Below are 20,677 nucleotides of genomic sequence, written 5' to 3' on the forward strand. Positions count from 1 at the left end.
TTGAAGCTAAAGCGGCGACTTCCCATGCCAGTAACAATCAACACCCAGATACTTACTGAATGCTTCTTGCAATACCTGAGCTGTCGCTGAATGGTTCATCGCCACATGGTGTTCAAAACCGTTATTACAGATATGCGTAAGTAAACTTTCCAGTTGTGGCACTTCCACCACCGCACGGCAACCCACGGTATCTAACTCGTCACTGACAGAACGCCCTTCACCGACATAGGCCCGAACCTGGCCGGTAAAATCATCAGAAGAGAGGCGGAAATAGGTTAATGGCCCGGACTTCATGCGGCCATGGACAGCACCGCATGTATTTTCACAACCCACCGTTGTTCCGATAATATCAGCGGTACCCATGGTGGAGCTTTCCAGACTTTCACTGGCAAAGTTGCCACAGTGGAATAACACGCATTTATCGCGCTCTGCGCCAAAGTTATTATTCCAGTCAGCAATTGAGGCCGGCGCCAGTGAGCAACTCGCCAATGCATACATCGATAGCGCCCCCATCACATCCACTTCGCAGGCACTTGGCATCAGTTGCCCAGACATCACGCTCATAATGGAACAAACGTTGATACCTAAATTCTGTTGCAGCGAGGTCCAGCACTGCATGGCGGTGGTATCGATATCGTTGGCGATAATCCATTCACTGATAACCACAAACAGTTTCGCCATTTTGTGTAACTTATCTTGTGGGATGGCACTGGTGTCACCATTGGCTTTTAACAACACCAGTTTTTCACCAACACGAATATCGTTATCACTGAGATTAGCGACGCGGAAGAACACTTCGGATAAATCGAGAGTTTCAACCGTAATGCCCAAATTCTCCAATAACTTCTCGCTGTAACGCACAGTATTAAAGTTAGTTGGACGAGCACCAATAGCCCCGACACGCACCCGCTTCATGGCATGTACCACACGGCACAGTTGTACAAATTGCTCCACGTCGTGGCTAAATATTTCGCTGTTTAAGCTACAAACATGCTGCTTGGTCAATGTGAATGGAATGCCATATTGGCGCAGGTTATTACATAGTGATATTTTACCGCAGAAGCTGTCGCGACGTGTCGCCAGCCCCATTTTATCCAGCGCATCTTCTTCAGCCTGTACTAATACCGGTACTTTAAGGCCTGAGAGGCGAATAGCATCTGAGACACTTTTTTCATCACCAAAGTTGGGCAGAATCACGACTACACCATGGATCTCTTCGCTGTGCTTACGGAATAACTCGGCACACACGTTGGCATCACGCCAGTTTTCTACTCCCCCCAAGGGGGTTTGCTCTTCATTGAGCATAATGATGTTGATGCCCAGCCTATCGAATAGCGCCTGAGCATCACGGCGCGCGTCAGCCACCAGATAGCTTGGGAAAAACCCCCGGTTGCCGATAATCACCGCGAAAGTTAACTTACGAGGTATTGCTGACATATGCTTACTCCTAGTGTGGGTTATTTCGGCTGAAAACGCGCGCGCGCGATGGCCGTTTGCCAGAGGCTATAGTTATCTTGCATCTCCGCACTTTGAGCGCGCGGTTCGATGTATTCCACTTCACGGGGAAGTGCAGCTAATTGCTGGTTATCCTGCCACCAACCCAAGGTTTTCCCGCCTAAATATGCCGCCCCCAGAGCCGAGACTTCGGCGGTATGGTTGCGTATCAAGGTGCGCTGTAACAGGTCGGCTTGAAATTGCATCAGCCAGCGGTTGCTGGTCGCCCCACCATCTACCCGCAGCCGTTCAAGACGATGGTTACCGGCCAGCTCCATGGCAAAAAAGACGTCGGCTATTTGGTAGGCGACCGACTCTAACCCAGCGCGAGCTAACACCGCAGGGGTAGTGGCGTCGGTCAGGCCACAGAACAGGCCGCGAGCCTGGCTATCCCAATAAGGTGCCCCCAATCCCGAGAGGGCTGGAACAAAATAAACCCCCTGATTACCTGACTGACTTTGCGCCATCTCAGTCAAATGCGCTAAATCCGTGATACCTAGCATGCGTGAAACCCACGCCACACCCGAACCGGTATGCGTGATATTGCCTTCGAGGGCATAACGTAATTCCCCGTTATGCCAGGCGATGGTGGTACTCAGACCGTGACTCTGTGTCACCGCCTGCTTCACGGTGGTCATCAAGGAAGAGCCGGTGCCATAGGTCGCTTTGATTTCGCCCGCCCGGTCTCCCCCCTGCCCATAGAGTGCGGCGTGGGAGTCGCCGATTTGTGCCACAATCGGTACCCCTGGTGGCAAGCCAGTAATACCGGTATTACCGGTGTGTCCATGGATAGCCGCCGAGGGTAATACCGCAGGCAGACAGAGACTGGGAATACCAAATAGCGCCAGCAGGTCAGGGTCCCATTGGCCGGAATGAATATTAAACAGTTGGGTACGGGCTGCATTGGAGAAATCGGTCGAGAAACTTTGGCCGCCACTGAGCTGCCAGGTTAGCCAGCAGTCGATAGTCCCGACGCACAGTTCACCGTAAGCCGCTCGCTCCACACCACGCGGGATTTCTGCCAGCATGCCGTGAACCTTGGCTGCCGGAAACAGCGGATCAATTTGCAATCCAGTGCGTTCGGCAATCATTGCCGCTTCCGGTAACTGGCTTAGCGTTTGACAGAAAAGCTCCGAGCGCCGACATTGCCAACTCACCACTGGCGTCAGTGGTGTGCCGGTTTCCCGCTCCCAAATCAGCACCGACTCACGCTGGTTACTGATGGCAACACCGGCCACCCGCGCACCGGCCAACTGATTCAGACAGCCTTCAATTGCCAAAGATACCGCCTGCCAGATAGCCAGCGGGTCCTGCTCTGCCCAGCCGGGCCTTGGGTGATTCAGCACAAGAGGCACTGAAGCCTTCGCCAGAATCTGCCCGGCCGTGTCCACCGCAATGGCTTTGGCATTGGTGGTGCCTTCATCAATAGCCAGAATAATCGGCGTTGACATGATTACTCTCCTCGGCAAAACCGCAGCGCACGAGCGACAATGCCTGCCGCATCAAAACCATGCCAGGCGCGCATATCTGCCCTGTCGGCAGCAATCGCATAGCCGCCATCAGGAATACCTAATCTCACCAATGGGATCCCGCTGCCCGCTTCGGCCAACACTTCAGCCACCAAACTGCCCACACCACCATTAATGTTATGCTCTTCGATGGTAATCACCCGCTGACTCTTCTGGAGAATGGCTAACAGTTGCTGAGTATCACACGGGCGAATAGAAGAAACGTTGACCACCGCAGCAGAAACGTTGTTATCCGCCAGTATTGCAGCCGCACTAACAGCCTCATGCACTGTAGAACCCATCGCAACCAGAGCAATATCCTGACCATCCTGCAAGACATCAATCTGCCCCGGAGCAAAGCGGTAGTGTTCATCATGGAGTTGTGGCAAGGATTTGCCGTCCAGACGAATATAGACCGGTCCCTGATGTGCAATAGCATAATCAATTATTTGACGGCACTCTTGCGGGTCAGAGGGAGCATAAATTTCGATATTGCCAAAACCACGTAAGATAGAAATATCATCGATACAGTGATGGGTACTGGCCAACGGCCCGTAACTGGCACCGGAATTGAGGCCGAACAATTTGACATTGCTGTTGTTGTAGCAAACATCGATTTTCAGTTGTTCATTGGAACGTGAAATCAGGAATGGCGCAGCATTACAGGTTACTGCAACTTTCCCGCCCATAGATAAGCCCACGGCTGTGCCGACCATCGCTTGTTCGGCAATACCTACGTTAACCACGCGATCAGGGAAGCGGGCAGTAAACGGCCCGATTTTCGCCGTCGAGGTGGAATCAGCCACCACCGGAACCAGATCAACACCGTTATCCACGGCTTTGATAAACTGTTCAACCATTACTGAGGCCAAATGTTCTGCATTACTCATCGCTCAATTCCTCCAGTGCCAGATCAATTTCAGCACCTTTCGGCACCCGGTGGTGCCACTCCACGCGCCCTTGAATAAAGGAGATACCGGCACCTTTTTCGGTGTTGGCAATCACCACATTGGGTTTACCCTTGGGTTGTAATGCCTCCAATGTTTCCACCACCGATTGCATGTTATTACCCTGGCATTCCGTTACTTCTAAACCAAATGCACGCCATTTATCCGCCAACGGGTCGGTATTCATAATTGACTTGGTGGTGCCCGCCAGTTGGAGTTTATTTTTATCGTTAATGATTATCAGATTGTCTAATTGATAGTGAGCAGCCACTAATGCGGCTTCCCAATTACTGCCTTCGGCTAACTCACCGTCGCCGGTCAGAACAAACACTCGGCGTTTGCTGTTGGCGCGTTTTGCCGCCAATGCGATCCCGACCGCGACCGGCAAGCCATGTCCTAGCGCGCCGGTATTTAATTCGATCCCCGGCGTTTTATGTTTTACCGGATGGCCCGGCAGATGGGAGTTAGCGTGTTGATAAGTCGCCAACCATTCCTCTGGGAAATAACCCGCTTCCGCCAGACAGCAGTAATAACCACCAACGGCATGGCCCTTAGATTGCACATAGATATCGCGCTCAGGATCAGTTAACCGGTCAGGTGCGCAATTAAGGATGCGGAAATAGAGTGCGGTCAGAATCTCTACCTGCGAAAGATCAGCACCGGTATGCCCCCCTGCGGGGCTGTTCGCATTAAGCAGGACGATCCGGCGGCGGATAGCCCGCGCCTTTCTCACCAGCTCATCGATTGACAGTGAATACGGATTCATGACATTACCTCTCTTATATTTTCCTTCGCCATTGAATTTTTACTCATTGACGAATATTTATTCCTGATGGTGCTAAAAAATAGCTTTCATCAAGCCTGACCGGAAATCCTCCTCCGGCGTTACCTCTTCAGTGTTCTGCGGCTCAGGGCAAGGTGTTACCCCATCAGCCCATTAGCCGTTATGGTTCTTTATGCCTGCTCGCTTTTGCCCACTTGCGCGACTACGCTGGCTTTTTGCGACACAATTGCTGCTTTGTGCTGCATACGGTTTTGCATTTGATCGATAATCACAGCCACAATAATCACGATACCTTTGATAACCATTTGCCAGAATTCGCTGACCCCCATCATCACCAGCCCGTCAGCCAAAATACCGATAACAAATGCGCCGATCAGTGTACCGAGGATGGTGCCACGGCCACCTGCCAGAGACGTCCCCCCCAACACCACAGCCGCAATGGCATTCATCTCAAAGCCGCTACCGTTCGCAGGGTGGCTGGCCACCAGTTGAGCGGAAACAATGATCCCGGCAATTGCCGCACAGAAACCGGAAATGGTGTAAACCCAAACTTTAACCTGCCGGACTTTAACGCCTGACAGTTCGGCAGCTCTCTCGTTATCACCGATAGCGTAGACATGGCGACCAAAAGGTAGGCGACGCGCTACATAGGCAATCACCAGAGCCAAAATGAACATGATCCAGATAGCGATCGGCAAACCCAGTAACGTGCCGGACCCGAGCAGATCAAAACCGGTGTTTCCAAGTTGTGGATTGCCCTGTAAGCCTGGGAAGGTTTCACCGCCAGAAATCAGCATCGCCGCACCACGAACCACATACATGGTGCCGAGGGTGCAGATAAACGGCGCGACGTTATAGCGGGTTATGATCCAACCATTGACCGCGCCAATAAGTGCACCGATGACCAATACCACCGGAACCACCACCCAAACACTGGGGAAAATGGCAATACCAAACATCGGTAATACAATACCTTGGGTGATCATCCAGCCCGCAATCATGCCGCACAACCCCAAGGTTGCCCCGATAGAGAGGTCAATCCCTGCGGTGATAATGACAAACGTGATGCCCAGTGCGAGGAAGGCATTGATCGCGATATGCTTCACCATAATGATCAGGCTGCCCGTCGCCAGAAAGCCCGGAACCATCACAGAGAAGAAACCAAGAATCAAAAACAGGGCAATAAAGGTGCGCATCTTGAGCAGAAGCAGCAGCATATTTTCCCGTGACCACGACGCGCCACCGGGCCGGTGACTCGCCAACGCAGTGCCAGTTGTTGCTTTCATCATTCGAACCCTTGTGCGCTTGCCGTAACCAATGCCGATTCACTGGCCGACTGACGGGATAAGTTCGCGGTCAGCTTGCCATTCGACATCACCAGTATGCGGTCAGATACCGCCATGATCTCTTTCAGATCAGAGGTTGAGAACAAAATACCAATCCCTTGTTCAGAGAGTTTCACCATCATTTCAAACACATCAGCTTTCGCCCCGACATCAATACCTCGCGTTGGCTCATCCAACAGCAGAATGTTTGGGCTGGTCAGTAATGAGCGACCAATGACGACTTTTTGCTGATTGCCACCACTGAGCGCCTGAATTTCCACTTCCGGTGAAGAGACTTTGATAGACAGGTCGCCAATCACCGAGGCAACCACCTGTGATTCACTCTCCTGCCAGATGGCAAAGCGGTGTTTCAACCGACGCCATAAGCTGGAAATGGTCAGGTTATTCGCCACCGATGACACGGGGAAAATACCGGTTTTTTTACGGTCTTCCGGTACCAGGCTCATTCCCAGACGGATACGCTCTGCCGTTGAGGTTTTGGCATTAATCGACGTACCATTGAGCCGGATAGTGCCAAGATAGTTCTGTTGCGTACCCAGCAGGCATTCAAACAATTCGGTACGCCCCGCCCCCATCAACCCATAGATGCCGACAATTTCACCCGCCCGCACTTGCAATGAGACCTGATTCACTACCGTGTTGCCGGATTCATTGATTAACGTGACGTTATCAACCTCCATCATCGGCGCACCGAATGTACGGTCCGGGTGAAGAAAACTGGAAACCGGATCACTACCCAGCATTTCACGCACAATCCACGGCACATCAATATCTTTTACCGCAGCTTCGGCCTGAAAACGGCCATCACGTAAAATAGTGATGTAGTCACCAATCGCCATTAACTCTTCCAAACGATGTGAAATATAGACGATGGAAACACCCTGTCGCGTCAGTTCGCGAATAACCCGAAACAGGATATCAACTTCGGTTTTACTCAACGCCGACGTCGGCTCATCCAGAATGAGAATATCCGCCTGTTCTGCCAGCGCCTTGGCGATTTCAATCAATTGCTGTTGGCCTACTTTCAGGTTTGATACCATCTCTTTTGGCGAAATGACTTGATCAAGACGCGCCATTAACTGTTCAGCAATCAGCTCCTGCGCCGCCTGGTTAATGGGTTTCAAACCTTGTTGAATCTCACGCCCCAGAAAGATGTTTTCCGCAACATTGAGGTTTTCCGACAGGTTCAGCTCCTGATGAACCATGCCAATACCCAGTGCCGCTGCCTCACGAGTATTAGCAATACTCACCGCGTTACCATTCAGGTAAATTTGGCCGGATGTTTGTTGCTGTACCCCAGCCAAGATCTTCATTAAGGTAGATTTCCCGGCACCATTTTCGCCGATAATCACATTAACTTTGCCGCGATAAACGTTATAACTGACAGCATCTAGCGCCAATGTGCCAGGAAAACGCATTGAAATGTCTTCAGCATGCATGACGATGTCAGGTCTGTGGTCCATTAGTGGCTCTCCTTATTCACACTGAGCGGCACACCGTTGCTCAGGCCGGTAGGGGTGAGTGTCACCGCGGCCAATACCTCGACTTGCTGCCCGACCCAACTGGCATCGGGTTTTGCCACATCCTGCAAAGCACGCTTGCTTAATGCTTTAGAGAGCTGGGCGTATTGCACCTGATTTTTAAAATCTTCGAAGCGGATAAACGTTGATGCATCACGAATGGCATTACCTTTGACGATTGGCCCCACTTGCAGCACTTGCTCGTCACCGTCAATAGCCAAACGAATCAACCCTTCCCGCCCTTCTGTGTCTACCGCCACCACTTTGCCGTTAAAACGAACAAAACGACTTTGGCTATTTTTCCCTGCTGCTGGCTGACTTTGTTGCTGCTTTACCTGCTGCCAACTGAGTGCATTGCTATTGGCAAACGGCATAATTTTACTCACCCAAATGGTGGAAGCGACTTTGTCCGGTGGCTGGTTATAGTCACTGACCACCGCGTTAGGATCGACTGGCAGAATCGGTTTACCGTTTTCATCCAAATCAACCACGGTACAAGCCACCAGCACAGTGCTGATAACCAACAAACCGCCTGCTTTCGATAAGGCACTGAACCACATACTGCCTCCTGTCAGGAGGGGCGATTACGCCCCTCATTCTTAAACCATGGTTTTAATAACCGGTGATTATAAGATGGGTGTTTCAGTCGCGATTATTGTTTCAGTGCAAAGACATTCAGATTCTTGGCATTGTTTTCATCAATCAATACGCAATCCATCAGTTGCTTTTCTTCCAACCCGGTTTTGCCAGTTTTCAGATATTTATCAGCCTGCACCACCGCCATCTGAGCTTGTGCCCAACCCGGCTGTAATACAGTGGCTTTGATATTGCCTTTGTTAATGATGGAGTCGCGAACATAGTCACTGCCGTCAAAGCCGACGACGATGACATCATTACGGCCCGCTGCTTTTAATGCAGCTTCTGCACCGAGTGCCATAGTGTCGTTACCGGAAATTACCCCAGTGATATCTGGGTTAGCCTGCAAAATGGACTCCATACGGTTGAACGCTTCAGTCTGGCTCCAGTTTGCAGTCTGTTGGGCAACCATCTTCATGTCGCTATGTTCGTCGATCACGTCGTGATAACCCTGTGAACGAACATGAGCGTTGGTATCGGACTCACGGCCGAGCAATTCAACATATTTGCCTTTGCCACCCATCAACGTAACGAATTTCTCAGCGCCGAGTTGTGCGCCTTGATAATTGTTCGACACGATTTGTGATACTGCGATTCCAGTTTCATTGATTTCACGGTCAATCAGGAAAGTCGGAATACCGGCCGCTTTGGCTTTTTTCAATGGCCCGATAGTGGCATCTGATCCGGCGTTATCCAGAATGATCGCTTTAGCCTTACGAGCGATGGCAGTTTCCAGTAGTTGGTTTTGTTTGTTCACATCATCATCATGGGAAGCCACCAGTACGGTGTATCCCAGTTCCGTGGCTTTGGCTTTAGCGCCTTCCGCCTCCGCTTTAAAGAACGGATTATCGTGGGAGGGGGTGATAATGGCGATCAGGCCGTTACTGGCGGCACCAGCAACACTCGCCATTGAGATCAATGCTGCGGTAAGACAGGATTTCAGTAGGGTATTTTTCATTATTTTTCTCCGCATTGAATATATATTCACTATTAAATTTATATTCAACGTAATAATACAAACGCCTCGCAGCTTGTCCAATGTGAGTGCAAGGAAAGTAGAAGCCGGTCACAAATTAGTCGACACGGATAGAGAGATAGCTCGGATAAAAGCCGCTTAGATAAGAATGTAACAGTACAAAAAACGGATTGATTATTTCACTCGAATGTATAAAATTTTATACATACATCAAGGAGTGATGAATGATTGGAAAAATAATCGATTGGCGTGGTAGTTCACTTGAGGATCTGAAGGCTTTCCCAGAAAGTGCTTGTGCGGTAGCGGGGAAGCAACTACGCAATATCCAGCATGGTATCTAACCTAATGATTTCAAACCAATAAATGACTGGGGAGCGGGGATTATTGAAATACGGTTAGATGATAATTCCAAAGCTTATCGTGTTGTTTATATTGCTAAATTCGAAGAGAAAATTTACGTATTACACAGTTTCCAAAAAAAATCGCAAAGAACCAGTCAGAAAGACGTCAATATTATTAAGGTTCGTTATAAAGAAGTTATTCATGAGCGGAGAACAAAAAATGATAGATAAAATTGACACAGCATCACGTCACATCACTACCGCTGGAGACAATATTTTTACTGACTTAGGCTTTGCTGATGACAAAGCAACTCAATTGTTAGCGGAGTCAAATGCAGAAATTGAACAGGCTTTAGCAATGAAAAAAGCGCTCATGACATCTATTGCCAATTGGATTAAATCAGAAGGAATACGGCAAGTGGACGCAGCCACATTATTACATGTGTCGCGTCCGAGAGTTTCCGATGTTGTTAATCAAAAAACTGAAAAATTCACTCTTGATTCTCTGATTAGTATGGCTGGCAATATTGGCAAAAAAGTGACACTCGTTATTGAATAAATAAATTCTGAGTCAGCGATATAACTCAATCACCGCAGGCGTCACCTGTAATTCGTGTTGCCAATGGGTCAATGTCAGGGTCGTTAACTCAGCCAACCCCTGATAAAACGGGTGCCCGGCATCAGATTGCAGTAATGCGAGATAACGATACCCCCACGGTAACAGGTGCTCTGCCAGTAAGACCGGTAAATCCGCCGGTTGATGTTCTGCCAGCCAGGCCGCCATCATCAGCAATAAGCCGAAATGATCCTCTGGCTCTTGCTGCTCCAGTGTCACCTCCACTTGCTGCTGCGCCATCCAATCACGCAGTTTGAGCGTCGAGTCGCCAAACAGGACATTTTCTTTATCCAGATAAACCGATCCCCAAGGGGGAGCGGGCAGCGCATATGGGCCAATAAACAGCCGCTGCCAAGCCTCTTCCAGAGTCTCATCTGATTTGTCTTGCGCCAATAAAGCGGCAATGGGCATCAGCTGAGTTTCCAGGCCATAAGGCCACTGGGCTACCCACTCACCACTGCTGAGTTGCGCCACAATATCACTGCACGCCGGACTGTCCGGTTCACAATAAAACAGCGCACCCAATACGTGACCGGTCAGCGCAATTTGTTGATAAGTCATATTGTTTTCAACCATTTTGTTACCTCAAGAGCGTGATCAATTCGCTATCAAACGGGTGAAGCATTGCGAGCAAAGCCACATTGGGCGTAAACCCAACATGAGCTTTGCTCAGTAGCCATCAGGCTATATTTAACCGCCGATTGCCATTCCGACCGTCATATGCAACCCGTAAAACACGCCACGGCCAATTAGCTCACCCGCAAAGATAAGCAGCATAGCGAAGATCATGCCAAGCGTCATCGGTGTGCGACCTCTGATTAACGGACAGATCCAGCAGCCAAGCCCCAGAACCAGCAACACCAAACGCCACACCATCAGTGTGCCGTAGTGGGGAATAAGCTCAGAAGCTTGCTGTACCGAGCTGTAAATCATCGACAAACTGGCCGCCTGCATAATGACACTGGCAATACTGATAATCAGTGCCAATACACTGATCATCGGTAGTTGCAGCATCATTCGCCCATTAATCCCGGCCAGTTGTAACAACAGATAACCCAACATCGGGCCGCCAATCAAGGTGGTAAGAACAAAGCCTAGCGGGGTATAGAGGTTGTCCCAAGTGGGAACAGTATTAATGGAATAGACTCGACACATGGCATAGACAAATACCACGCCCAGCACCATAGCGATCACTAGCCAGATCTTGCCGAGTACCGCAGGCATTTTACCCAATACAGTCAACAACCAGTAAAAACCCGCCACCGCAAAGAACAGTGAACCGGCGGCTATTTCATTACTGAGCGCCGACTCGCCAATGCGGTTCAATGAATTGAATGCTCGCATTGGCGAACCTAAATGCAGTGTCGAGGCGATAAAAGCCAGTGCCATCAGCACCCACAGTACCAACATGCTGCGGTGAATTCGCTGTTGCTGCCCGTGACTCAAACCACCGAATATCAGCGCCAGCCCCAGCACTATAAAGCCGCCGACCACGCACTGCCCCAGTACCGTAAAGACCATTAGTGGCCATTCATGCCATCCCATGCCCATATTATACCTCCTTCGGATTTGCCAGATGACCGGTGGTATCTCTGACCGGACGGCTGTTGGCATTAGGTTTCACTACGATATTCGGCAGCGTGAAATGGGCTGCTGGCAATGGTGCGACTTCGGCCAAATCACCGTATTTCTCGCGTAATTCATCGATAGGGGCCATATCCAACGCCCGCAGCGGGCAGGAATCGACACAAATCGGTTTCTTACCGGCAGCAACTCTTTCATAGCAGCCGTCACACTTGGTCATATGCCCTTTGGCTTCGTCATATTGCGGCGCACCGTATGGGCATGCCATATGGCAATAGCGACACCCAATGCAAATGTCTTCGTTTACCACAACGAAACCATCATCACGCTTATGCATTGCGCCACTCGGACATACCTTGGTACAGGCGGGATCACTACAGTGATTACAGGCGATAGAGAGATAGTAAGCGAACACATTTTGGTGCCATGCACCATTATCTTGCTGCCAATCCCCACCGGCATATTCGTAGATACGCCGGAAGCTGACATCGGTAGATAAGTTTTTGAAATCCTTACAGGCCAACTCGCAAGTTTTGCACCCAGTGCAACGGCTGGAGTCGATGTAAAAACCATATTGCGTCGTCATCAGTCAGCTCCTTATGCCTTGGTAACTTGAACGAGGTTGGTATGGGATGGATTCCCTTTCGCCAACGGAGAAGGCCGCTGAGTGGTCAATACGTTAATACTGCCCGCGCGATCAATGCGTTTCTCATCCGGGCTATACCACGCCCCCTCACCCAGTGCCACAACCCCTGGCATCATGCGCGGTGTAACTTTGGCGTTAATCTGAACTTCACCTCGGCCATTGAAAATACGCACCATATCGCCATTTTTGATATCACGCTCGCGGGCATCCATAGGGTTAATCCACATTTCCTGACGGCAGGACGCTTTTAAAACATCGACGTTGCCGTAGGTGGAGTGGGTTCTGGCTTTGTAGTGAAAACCCGTTAACTGCAATGGATACTGCTGATTGAGCGGGTCATCGTAGCTTTCAAAACCGGCGGCATAGACCGGCAGCGGATCGATAACATCGTCTTTTTGCAGTTCCCACGTGGCGGCAATCTGTGCCAGTTCGGCAGAATAAATCTCAATTTTGCCTGATGGCGTGGTTAACGGATTGGCAATAGGGTCTGCGCGGAACGCTTTGTAGGCGACATGATGCCCCGCCGGATCACGTTTTTTAAAGATACCTTGTTCACGGAACGCCTCAAAAGAAGGCAGTTCAGGAATGGCCTGTTGCGATTGTTGGTAAAGATGGCGTAACCACTCTTCTTGCGTGCGCCCTTCGGTAAATTGCTGCTCCACCCCCATGCGTTTTGCCAGTTCGGTGGTCATTTCATAGATGTTTTTACATTCAAAACGCGGTTTGATGACTTGATCGGCAAAAATCACATACGCCATATTGCCGCTGGAAGCGTCAAGGCAGAAGTCCATCTGCTCAGAGGCGGTGCAGTCAGGCAGGATGATATCGGCGTATTTAGCTGACGAGGTCATGTGATTATCAATAACCACCACCATTTCACATTTTTTATCATCTTGCAGAATGTCGTGGGTACGGTTGATTTCTGAGTGCTGGTTAATCAAACAGTTACTGGCGTAGTTCCAGATAAACTTGATGGGAACATCCAGTTTATCTTTACCGCGCACACCATCACGGGTAGCGGTCATTTCTGGCCCGCGTTCAATCGCGTCAGTCCACAGGAACATCGAAATACTGGTTTTAACCGGGTTTTCCAGTGTTGGCATGCGGACAAACGGCAAACCGTAAGAACCTTCGCGGGCACCAGAATTACCACCATTAATGCCAACGTTACCGGTCAGGATCGCCAGCATGGCAATGGCTCGACTGGTATTTTCACCGTTGGAATGGCGCTGCGGCCCCCACCCTTGTGCAATATAAGCCGGTTTCACCGAACCTATCTCGCGCCCCAGTTTAATGATTCTTGCGGCTGGGATACCGGTGATGGCTTGCGCCCATTGTGGTGTCTTGGCGGTTTCATCTGCGCCCTGCCCTAAAATATAGGCTTTGTAGTGGCTATTTTTTGGCGCACCTGCTGGCAGGGTTTTCTCATCGTAACCAACACAATATTTATCGAGGAACGGCTGATCCACCAGATTCTCGCTGATCATCACATAGGCCAAGGCCGATGCCAGTGCCGCATCGGTACCGGGCCGCAACGGGATCCATTCATCTTCTCGACCTGCTGCGGTATCGGTATAGCGTGGATCAATCACAATCATCTTGGCATCGGATTTCTCCCGCGCCTGCTCCAGATAGTAGGTGACCCCACCGCCACTCATGCGCGTTTCAGCCGGATTGTTACCAAACAGCACCACCAGCTTACTGTTTTCGATATCGGACGGACTGTTACCGTCAGCCCAGCCACCGTAGGTGTAATTCAGGCCAGCAGCGATTTGCGCGGTACTGTAGTCACCATAATGATTAAGGTAGCCACCACAGCAATTCATCAGCCGCGCCAATAGCGTCGATCCCGGTGGCCATGAACGGGTCATGGTGCCACCTAAGGTACCGGTGCCATAATTCAGATAGATAGCTTCGTTACCATATTCCTTAATGATGCTTTGCATGCTGCCCGCAAGGGTGTCGAACGCCTCTTCCCATGAGATGCGCTTGAATTTGCCTTCCCCGCGCGCGCCAATACGCTTCATCGGGTATTTCAGGCGGTCAGGGTTATATACCCGGCGGCGCATAGAGCGGCCACGCAAACAGGCGCGCACCTGATGCAAGCCATCAAAATCATCATCGCCAGTGTTGTCGGTTTCGACATACTTGATTTCGCCATCAACGACATGCATACGTAGCGGGCAGCGGCTACCGCAGTTGACGGTACAGGCACTCCAGATCACTTTGCCATCATTGGCTGGATTTATTGCCGATTGCACAGCACGGGCGGTGCGGGAGAACGGGAGCGAAAAGGCCCCTGTTGCCATGGCAAGACTGCCGATAAGCGTAGTTTGGACCAGTTTTCGGCGTGTAACTTCTGCCGTTAATAGCCGGGATTCGTTGGTCTCTTTCATAAGATTCCCACTTGGTTGCATTCCAGAAAATGAACAACATCCGTGATGGATGAAATCCGATTAATTCAAAAAAATGAGTAATTCTGCGGGGGGAAGTTGTGTCATGAATGAGAGCGCAGTGGCCCAGCTACAGCAATTATTATAGTTAGGATGATGGATAGTTCTTCCCGCCATAATAACCTTACCGCTTATGGGGGGAACAAGAATTGTCTGGTATCAATAAAGCAGTGAGGATTACCCTACTCTCACTGCTTTATGATGAATCTGTGACAAATAGCCGTTCGGTTTAACAAGCCTGATGATACAGCGCCATAATTTCATCAATCGACGCTTCACGCGGGTTACCGCCGGTACATACATCCGCGAAGGCTGCCGCAGCCAGCGCCGGAATATCATCGGCCAGCAGACCCACCGCGCTCAGGGATGACGGAATACCAATATCACGGTTCAATTCAATTACTGCCTGAATGGTTTGCTCACGAACCTGTGCCAATGGCCCACTCAGGGCATTGTCGAGGCCCATCGCCATCGCGATTTGACGGAAGCGTTCACCGGTATAAGCGGCGTTATAACGCATGATATAAGGCAGTAAAATAGCATTGGCGACACCGTGCGGCATGTTGTAAAACGCCCCCAGAGGGTGTGCCATACCATGAACCAACCCCAGCCCTACATTTGAGAATCCCATTCCGGCGATATACTGCCCAAGAGCCATATCTTCAGTGGCGGCGGCATCACCCTGCACGGAAGCCCGTAGTGAACGGCTGATGACTTCAATGGCTTTAAGATGCAAAGCATCCGTCAATTCCCACGCACCTTTGGTCAGATAACCTTCGATGGCGTGAGTTAAAGCATCAACCCCGGTCGCAGCTTTCAGTGCCGCTGGCATACTGTCCATCATGTCCGCATCAATAAATGCCACTGCCGGAATAGCATGAGGGTCGACGCAAACAAATTTGCGCCGCCGCTCTTCATCGGTAATCACATAGTTAATGGTCACTTCTGCCGCAGTACCGGCGGTGGTTGGAATAGCCAGAATCGGTACGCAAGCGTTGCGGGTGTCAGCCACCCCTTCTAAACTGCGCACATCGGCAAATTCAGGATTATTGATAATAATGCCGATGGCCTTGCTGGTATCTTGTGGCGAACCACCGCCCAGCGCGATGAGATAATCAGCCTCGCTTTGGCGAAAAACAGCCACACCTTGTTGTACAATGGCGATTGTCGGGTTGGGCGTTACCGCATCAAAGACGGCAAAATCCAGGCCGGCCTGTTCCAAGCGTCTGATTAGGCAAGCCGCGACACCGCACTCCATCAGTATTTTGTCGGTAACCACCAACGCTTTTTTATATCCCCGCCGTATAACTTCATCGGTAAGCGCATCCAGTGAACCGCGCCCAAACCACGCCATTTCGTTTAAAATCATTCTGTTCATGACTGATTCCTCTCGGTATTTTAACCCACACGCTAATCTTCAACCCGTAAACCGTAGGTTTTGAATTTCTCCAGTACCACGCTGATCTCTTCTTTGGATAACACCGGCACCTCATCGACAATCGGCAAGATAGCCAGCAGCAGTGTTGCCAACACCTCGACTTCATGGGCAAGCCACAACGCTTTGGCTAAATTCTCCTCACATGCAATCAGGCCATGGTGCTGCAACAGCGTGGCCTTGCGGTGCTTCATCGCCACGGCGACATGTTCAGACAGCGCTTTAGTACCAAAAGTGGCGTAGGGCGCGCAGGGGATATCATCGCCACCGGCAGCAGCAATCATGTAATGAATCGCAGGGATCGGGCGGTTAAGAATTGATACTGCGGTGCAATGAACCGAGTGGTTGTGTACCACCGCATTGGCGTCTGCCCGGGTATGATAAACCGCCTGATGAAAACGCCACTCACTGGAAGGGACTTTGCCAGGCTCATGGTGACCGCTGGCATCGATATAAACAATATGCGACTCCGTAAGCTTGTCGTAGGCAATACCGGAAGGCGTAATTAAAAACCCATCCTGATAGCGCACACTAACATTGCCAGCCGTCCCTTGATTCAACCCTAAGCGGGTCATTTCCAGGCAAGTATTGATAATATCGCGCGCCAGTGCTTCTCTCTTCATTTGTTCCTCTCTTAAGATGCAAATACCTAAATATAAAAATGCATTGAATAATGGATGTAGACGAATAAACCTTAATAACTGTGGATATATCTTTCGCTCATTTAGTTAAACTGAAAAATAAAGCACACCAAAATGTGAGCCATGTCATGACTATTCATGACTTCATCGTGATTTAGATCTTATTTGTTTACATGAAATGTCCGTTTGAAAAAACAATATAGGCAAACGGTCAAGTGACGCCGAATGATTAAATACCGGGCTATTTCTCGATAACTGACCGTTTGTGACAGAAATAGAACAATCGGTCATTAGCTATGTGTGTTTGAAACACAATTCATTTCAAACGGTCATGAAATGTTTTTATTTAAAGTGACTGTCATCACAAAATATCAGCATTGAGTTACCAATGTGATTCAGCTCATATTTTTTAGCGATTTTTACCTTATAAAGAACGGGACTTATCGCAATGAGGGTATTTAAATTTGTCACTCAGGCAATTATGGCTCGCCAGAGAAAGTATCACTCATTAAACAAAGAATAACTCCGTCGAACATTACAAACTTTCGGACTATTGAAGTATCTGACGAGGGCATTATGGGAAATATTTTAATACAAACAGATAGCACTAAAATTTCCGCCTCGGTAAGTGACGAGTCGGCAAATAAAAAAAGATATCTGATTCCTTTCGCATTACTGTGCTCACTGTTCTTCCTTTGGGCAGTAGCAAACAACCTAAATGATATTTTGTTGCCTCAGTTTCAGCAGGCGTTCACCCTGACCAACTTCCAAGCTGGGCTGATTCAATCCTCCTTCTATTTTGGCTACTTCTTGATCCCAATACCTGCCGGGATCCTGATGAAAAGGTTTAGCTATAAGGCGGGGATCATTACCGGATTACTGTTCTATGCCTTCGGGGCGGCGTTGTTCTGGCCGGCTGCCGAGACGATGAATTACACCTTGTTTTTAATTGGTTTATTTATTATTGCTGCCGGTTTAGGTTGCCTGGAAACGGCCGCCAATCCTTTTGTTACCGTATTGGGGCCAGAAAAAACCGGCCACTTTCGTATTAACCTAGCACAGACCTTTAACTCTTTCGGTGCCATTATTGCAGTGGTGTTCGGCCAAAGCTTAATACTCTCCAATGTGCCCCACCAAACACAAGAAGTGCTGGATAAATTGTCTGCTGCGGATTTGAATAGTTATCATCATAGTTTAGTAAAAGCTGTTCAATTACCCTATCTGATTATTGTTGCGGTGGTGATTTTTGTTGCGTTATTAATTTTGATTACCCGTTTCCCAGCAATAAAAAGTGAATCGGATGATACGCATAACGGTTCTTTCTTTGCATCACTACCACGGTTATTAAAGATAACACATTGGCGCTGGGCAGTATTAGCACAGTTCTGTTATGTCGGCGCACAAACCGCATGTTGGAGTTATTTAATTCGCTATGCCATTGAAGAGTTACCTAATATTACACCGGGATATGCAGCTAATTATTTAACGGCCACCATGGTATGTTTCTTTATCGGCCGATTCAGTGGTACCTGGTTAATTACTCGCTTCGCTCCAGAGAAGGTTTTAGCCGCTTATGCATTTATCTCTATGTTGTTATGTATTATCTCTGCAGCTTTCGGCGGACACATTGGGTTATTAGCACTCACCTTGTGCAGTATGTTTATGTCAATCCAATACCCAACCATATTTTCATTAGGCATTAAGAATCTAAATCAAGACACTAAATATGGTGCATCTATTATTGTTATGACTATTGTCGGGGGTGGCATCGTCACCCCAATTATGGGATTAGTTAGCGATGCAGCAGGGAACATACCTACGGCTGAAATTATCCCTGCTTTATGCTTTGCCATTATCTTTATTTTCGCCAAGTACAAAACGGTTCCCGTTAATTAATAATACGGGTAACGGATAAATTAACATTAAATTCTTGCTACTGAACACAAGGACCAATAATGAAACAGACAATTCAATTACCTAAAATTGGCATTCGCCCGGTCATTGATGGACGCAGAATGGGCGTACGTGAATCGCTGGAAGAGCAAACCATGAAAATGGCCCGTGCCACCGCAGAGTTTCTGCAAGAAGTGGTACGTCATCCTTGCGGCACGCCCGTTGAATGTGTCATTGCTGATACCTGCATTGCCGGAATGGCAGAATCCGCCGCCTGCGACGATAAATTCAGCGCACAGAATATTGGGCTGACCATCACGGTGACACCTTGTTGGTGCTACGGCAGCGAAACCATTGATATGGACCCGTTCCGCCCGAAAGCTATTTGGGGCTTTAATGGTACCGAACGCCCTGGCGCGGTCTATCTGGCAGCAGCACTGGCGGCGCACAATCAAAAAGGATTGCCAGCCTTCTCCATTTACGGCCATGACGTGCAGGATGCTAATGACACGCGTATTCCTGCTGATGTGCAGGAAAAACTGCTGCGCTTCACTCGTGCAGGTTTAGCGGTTGCCAGCTTAAAGGGCAAAAGTTACCTCTCCCTCGGTGGCGTATCCATGGGGATTGCCGGCTCCATTGTTGACCATAACTTCTTTGAATCCTGGTTAGGAATGAAAGTGCAAGCGGTCGATATGACAGAATTGCGCCGCCGCATTGATCAGAAAATCTATGACGAGCAAGAGCTAGAACTGGCGTTGTCATGGGCGGATAAAAACTTCAAATACGGGCCGGATAAGAACGCAGAACAATACCGCCGTTCACCGGAAAGCAGCCGCGCGGTACTGCGTGAAAGCCTGCAAATGGCGCTCTGTATCCGCGACATGATGCAAGGTAATCCAACGCTGGCAACGAAAGGTTTTGGTGAGGAAGCCTTGGGCTATAACGCCATTGCTGCCGGTTTCCAGGGGCAGCGCCACTGGACAGATCAATATCCAAATGGCGATACCGCTGAAGCCTTGCTGAATAGCTCGTTCGACTGGAACGGCGTGCGTGAACCGATGGTTGTCGCCACCGAAAACGACAGTTTGAACGGCGTGGCAATGCTATTTGGCCATACTCTGACCGGCACCGCGCAGATCTTTGCCGATGTCCGTACCTACTGGTCACCGGAAGCAGTACAACGGGTCACCGGCCATCAACTGGAAGGGGCTGCCGAACACGGCATTATCCATCTGATTAACTCTGGTTCTGCCGCGTTGGACGGCACTTGCCGCCAAAACGATGCGCAGGGTAAACCTACCATCAAACCACACTGGCAAGTGAGCCAACAAGAAGCCGATGCTTGTCTGGCAGCAACCGAATGGTGCCCAGCTATCCATGAATACTTCCGTGGCGGCGGTTTCTCTTCGCGCTTCCTGACCCGTGGCGGTGTGCCATTCACCATGAGCCGTATCAATCTGATTAAAGGTGTCGGGCCGGTATTGCAAATTGCCGAAGGCTGGAGTGTCGAATTACCGAAATCCGTTCACGACACGCTGGACAAACGTACCGATTCAAGTTGGCCAACCACCTGGTTTGCTCCACGCCTGACCGGCAAAGGGCCATTCAGTGATGTTTATTCGGTAATGGCGAACTGGGGAGCTAACCATGGCGTGCTGACCATCGGCCATGTCGGGGCAGACCTGATTACACTCGCCTCAATGTTACGCATCCCGGTATGCATGCATAACGTCGAAGAAGAGAGTGTTTACCGGCCAACTGCGTGGGGCGCGCACGGTATGGATATCGAAGGGCAGGATTACCGTGCCTGCCAAAATTACGGCCCACTATACAAAAGATAATGTGATGTTTGAGCAG

17 protein-coding genes and 1 pseudogene are annotated in these 20,677 nt (G+C 49.6%); 4 read left to right on the forward strand and 14 right to left on the reverse strand.

The window, feature by feature from the left end; genetic code table 11:
* Nucleotides 1-6: 6 nt before the first annotated feature.
* The 8 genes from EL015_RS16740 to EL015_RS16775 all read right to left on the reverse strand — a co-directional run bounded on the left by EL015_RS16740 (nt 7) and on the right by EL015_RS16775 (nt 9,193).
* A complete protein-coding gene (locus tag EL015_RS16740) occupies nt 7-1,437 on the reverse strand; it encodes an L-fucose/L-arabinose isomerase family protein (RefSeq protein WP_005181983.1) in 1,431 nt (476 codons plus the stop codon).
* A 20-nt stretch (nt 1,438-1,457) separates the two neighbouring features.
* Complete coding sequence (locus EL015_RS16745) at nt 1,458-2,945, reverse strand: FGGY family carbohydrate kinase (RefSeq protein WP_005181981.1); 1,488 nt, start codon at nt 2,943-2,945, stop codon at nt 1,458-1,460.
* A 2-nt stretch (nt 2,946-2,947) separates the two neighbouring features.
* Nucleotides 2,948-3,892: a transketolase family protein gene (locus EL015_RS16750; RefSeq protein ID WP_032905540.1), complete on the reverse strand. Its 945-nt coding sequence runs from the start codon at nt 3,890-3,892 to the stop codon at nt 2,948-2,950.
* On the reverse strand, nt 3,885-4,715 hold the full coding sequence (locus EL015_RS16755; protein WP_005181977.1) for a transketolase: 831 nt from the start codon (nt 4,713-4,715) through the stop codon (nt 3,885-3,887). The genes EL015_RS16750 and EL015_RS16755 overlap by 8 nt, the downstream gene beginning before the upstream one ends.
* Nucleotides 4,716-4,903: 188 nt before the next feature.
* Nucleotides 4,904-6,019, reverse strand: a complete 1,116-nt coding sequence (locus EL015_RS16760) for an ABC transporter permease (RefSeq protein WP_032905539.1) — start codon at nt 6,017-6,019, stop codon at nt 4,904-4,906.
* Complete coding sequence (locus EL015_RS16765) at nt 6,019-7,542, reverse strand: sugar ABC transporter ATP-binding protein (protein ID WP_032905538.1); 1,524 nt, start codon at nt 7,540-7,542, stop codon at nt 6,019-6,021. The genes EL015_RS16760 and EL015_RS16765 overlap by 1 nt, the downstream gene beginning before the upstream one ends.
* A complete protein-coding gene (locus EL015_RS16770) occupies nt 7,542-8,159 on the reverse strand; it encodes a DUF2291 family protein (RefSeq protein WP_005181974.1) in 618 nt (205 codons plus the stop codon). Before EL015_RS16770 ends, EL015_RS16765 begins: the two co-directional genes overlap by 1 nt.
* A gap of 92 nt (nt 8,160-8,251) precedes the next feature.
* The gene (locus EL015_RS16775) at nt 8,252-9,193 is read right to left on the reverse strand and encodes a D-ribose ABC transporter substrate-binding protein (protein ID WP_032905537.1); all 942 of its coding nucleotides are present in this window, start codon (nt 9,191-9,193) and stop codon (nt 8,252-8,254) included.
* Between the two features lie 242 nt (nt 9,194-9,435).
* On the opposite strand from EL015_RS16775, the pseudogene EL015_RS16780 reads away from it, so the two are divergent.
* A pseudogene (locus EL015_RS16780) lies at nt 9,436-9,783 on the forward strand (type II toxin-antitoxin system RelE/ParE family toxin).
* Nucleotides 9,773-10,111 carry a helix-turn-helix domain-containing protein gene (locus EL015_RS16785; RefSeq protein WP_032905536.1) on the forward strand — a complete coding sequence of 113 codons (339 nt, stop codon included), beginning with the start codon at nt 9,773-9,775 and terminating at the stop codon, nt 10,109-10,111. Before EL015_RS16780 ends, EL015_RS16785 begins: the two are co-directional and overlap by 11 nt.
* 12 nt (nt 10,112-10,123) lie before the next feature.
* Here the strand turns inward: EL015_RS16785 and dmsD are convergent, their stop codons facing one another.
* The 6 genes from dmsD to EL015_RS16815 all read right to left on the reverse strand — a co-directional run bounded on the left by dmsD (nt 10,124) and on the right by EL015_RS16815 (nt 16,909).
* Entirely contained in the window at nt 10,124-10,729 is a 606-nt protein-coding gene (dmsD, locus tag EL015_RS16790; RefSeq protein ID WP_005181966.1) for a Tat proofreading chaperone DmsD, read from the reverse strand.
* A 129-nt stretch (nt 10,730-10,858) separates the two neighbouring features.
* Nucleotides 10,859-11,719, reverse strand: a complete 861-nt coding sequence (locus EL015_RS16795; protein ID WP_005181960.1) for a dimethyl sulfoxide reductase anchor subunit family protein — start codon at nt 11,717-11,719, stop codon at nt 10,859-10,861.
* Nucleotide 11,720: 1 nt separating this feature from the next.
* Nucleotides 11,721-12,338 (reverse strand): DMSO/selenate family reductase complex B subunit, encoded by a 618-nt coding sequence (locus EL015_RS16800; protein ID WP_005181957.1) that lies wholly within the window; start codon nt 12,336-12,338, stop codon nt 11,721-11,723.
* A gap of 11 nt (nt 12,339-12,349) precedes the next feature.
* On the reverse strand, nt 12,350-14,794 hold the full coding sequence (gene dmsA / locus EL015_RS16805; RefSeq protein WP_005181955.1) for a dimethylsulfoxide reductase subunit A: 2,445 nt from the start codon (nt 14,792-14,794) through the stop codon (nt 12,350-12,352).
* A 286-nt stretch (nt 14,795-15,080) separates the two neighbouring features.
* On the reverse strand, nt 15,081-16,229 hold the full coding sequence (gene fucO / locus EL015_RS16810; RefSeq protein ID WP_032905535.1) for a lactaldehyde reductase: 1,149 nt from the start codon (nt 16,227-16,229) through the stop codon (nt 15,081-15,083).
* Nucleotides 16,230-16,261: 32 nt separating this feature from the next.
* Nucleotides 16,262-16,909 (reverse strand): L-fuculose-phosphate aldolase, encoded by a 648-nt coding sequence (locus EL015_RS16815; protein WP_005181951.1) that lies wholly within the window; start codon nt 16,907-16,909, stop codon nt 16,262-16,264.
* Nucleotides 16,910-17,479: 570 nt separating this feature from the next.
* Here EL015_RS16815 and fucP point away from each other — a divergent pair.
* Together fucP and fucI are read left to right on the forward strand one after the other, a co-directional pair.
* On the forward strand, nt 17,480-18,823 hold the full coding sequence (fucP, locus tag EL015_RS16820) for an L-fucose:H+ symporter permease (RefSeq protein WP_226715642.1): 1,344 nt from the start codon (nt 17,480-17,482) through the stop codon (nt 18,821-18,823).
* A gap of 59 nt (nt 18,824-18,882) precedes the next feature.
* The gene (gene fucI, locus EL015_RS16825) at nt 18,883-20,661 is read left to right on the forward strand and encodes an L-fucose isomerase (protein ID WP_005181947.1); all 1,779 of its coding nucleotides are present in this window, start codon (nt 18,883-18,885) and stop codon (nt 20,659-20,661) included.
* The last annotated feature ends 16 nt before the right edge of the window (nt 20,662-20,677 follow it).

This window comes from Yersinia intermedia (assembly GCF_900635455.1).
Taxonomy (GTDB): Bacteria; Pseudomonadota; Gammaproteobacteria; order Enterobacterales; family Enterobacteriaceae; genus Yersinia; species Yersinia intermedia.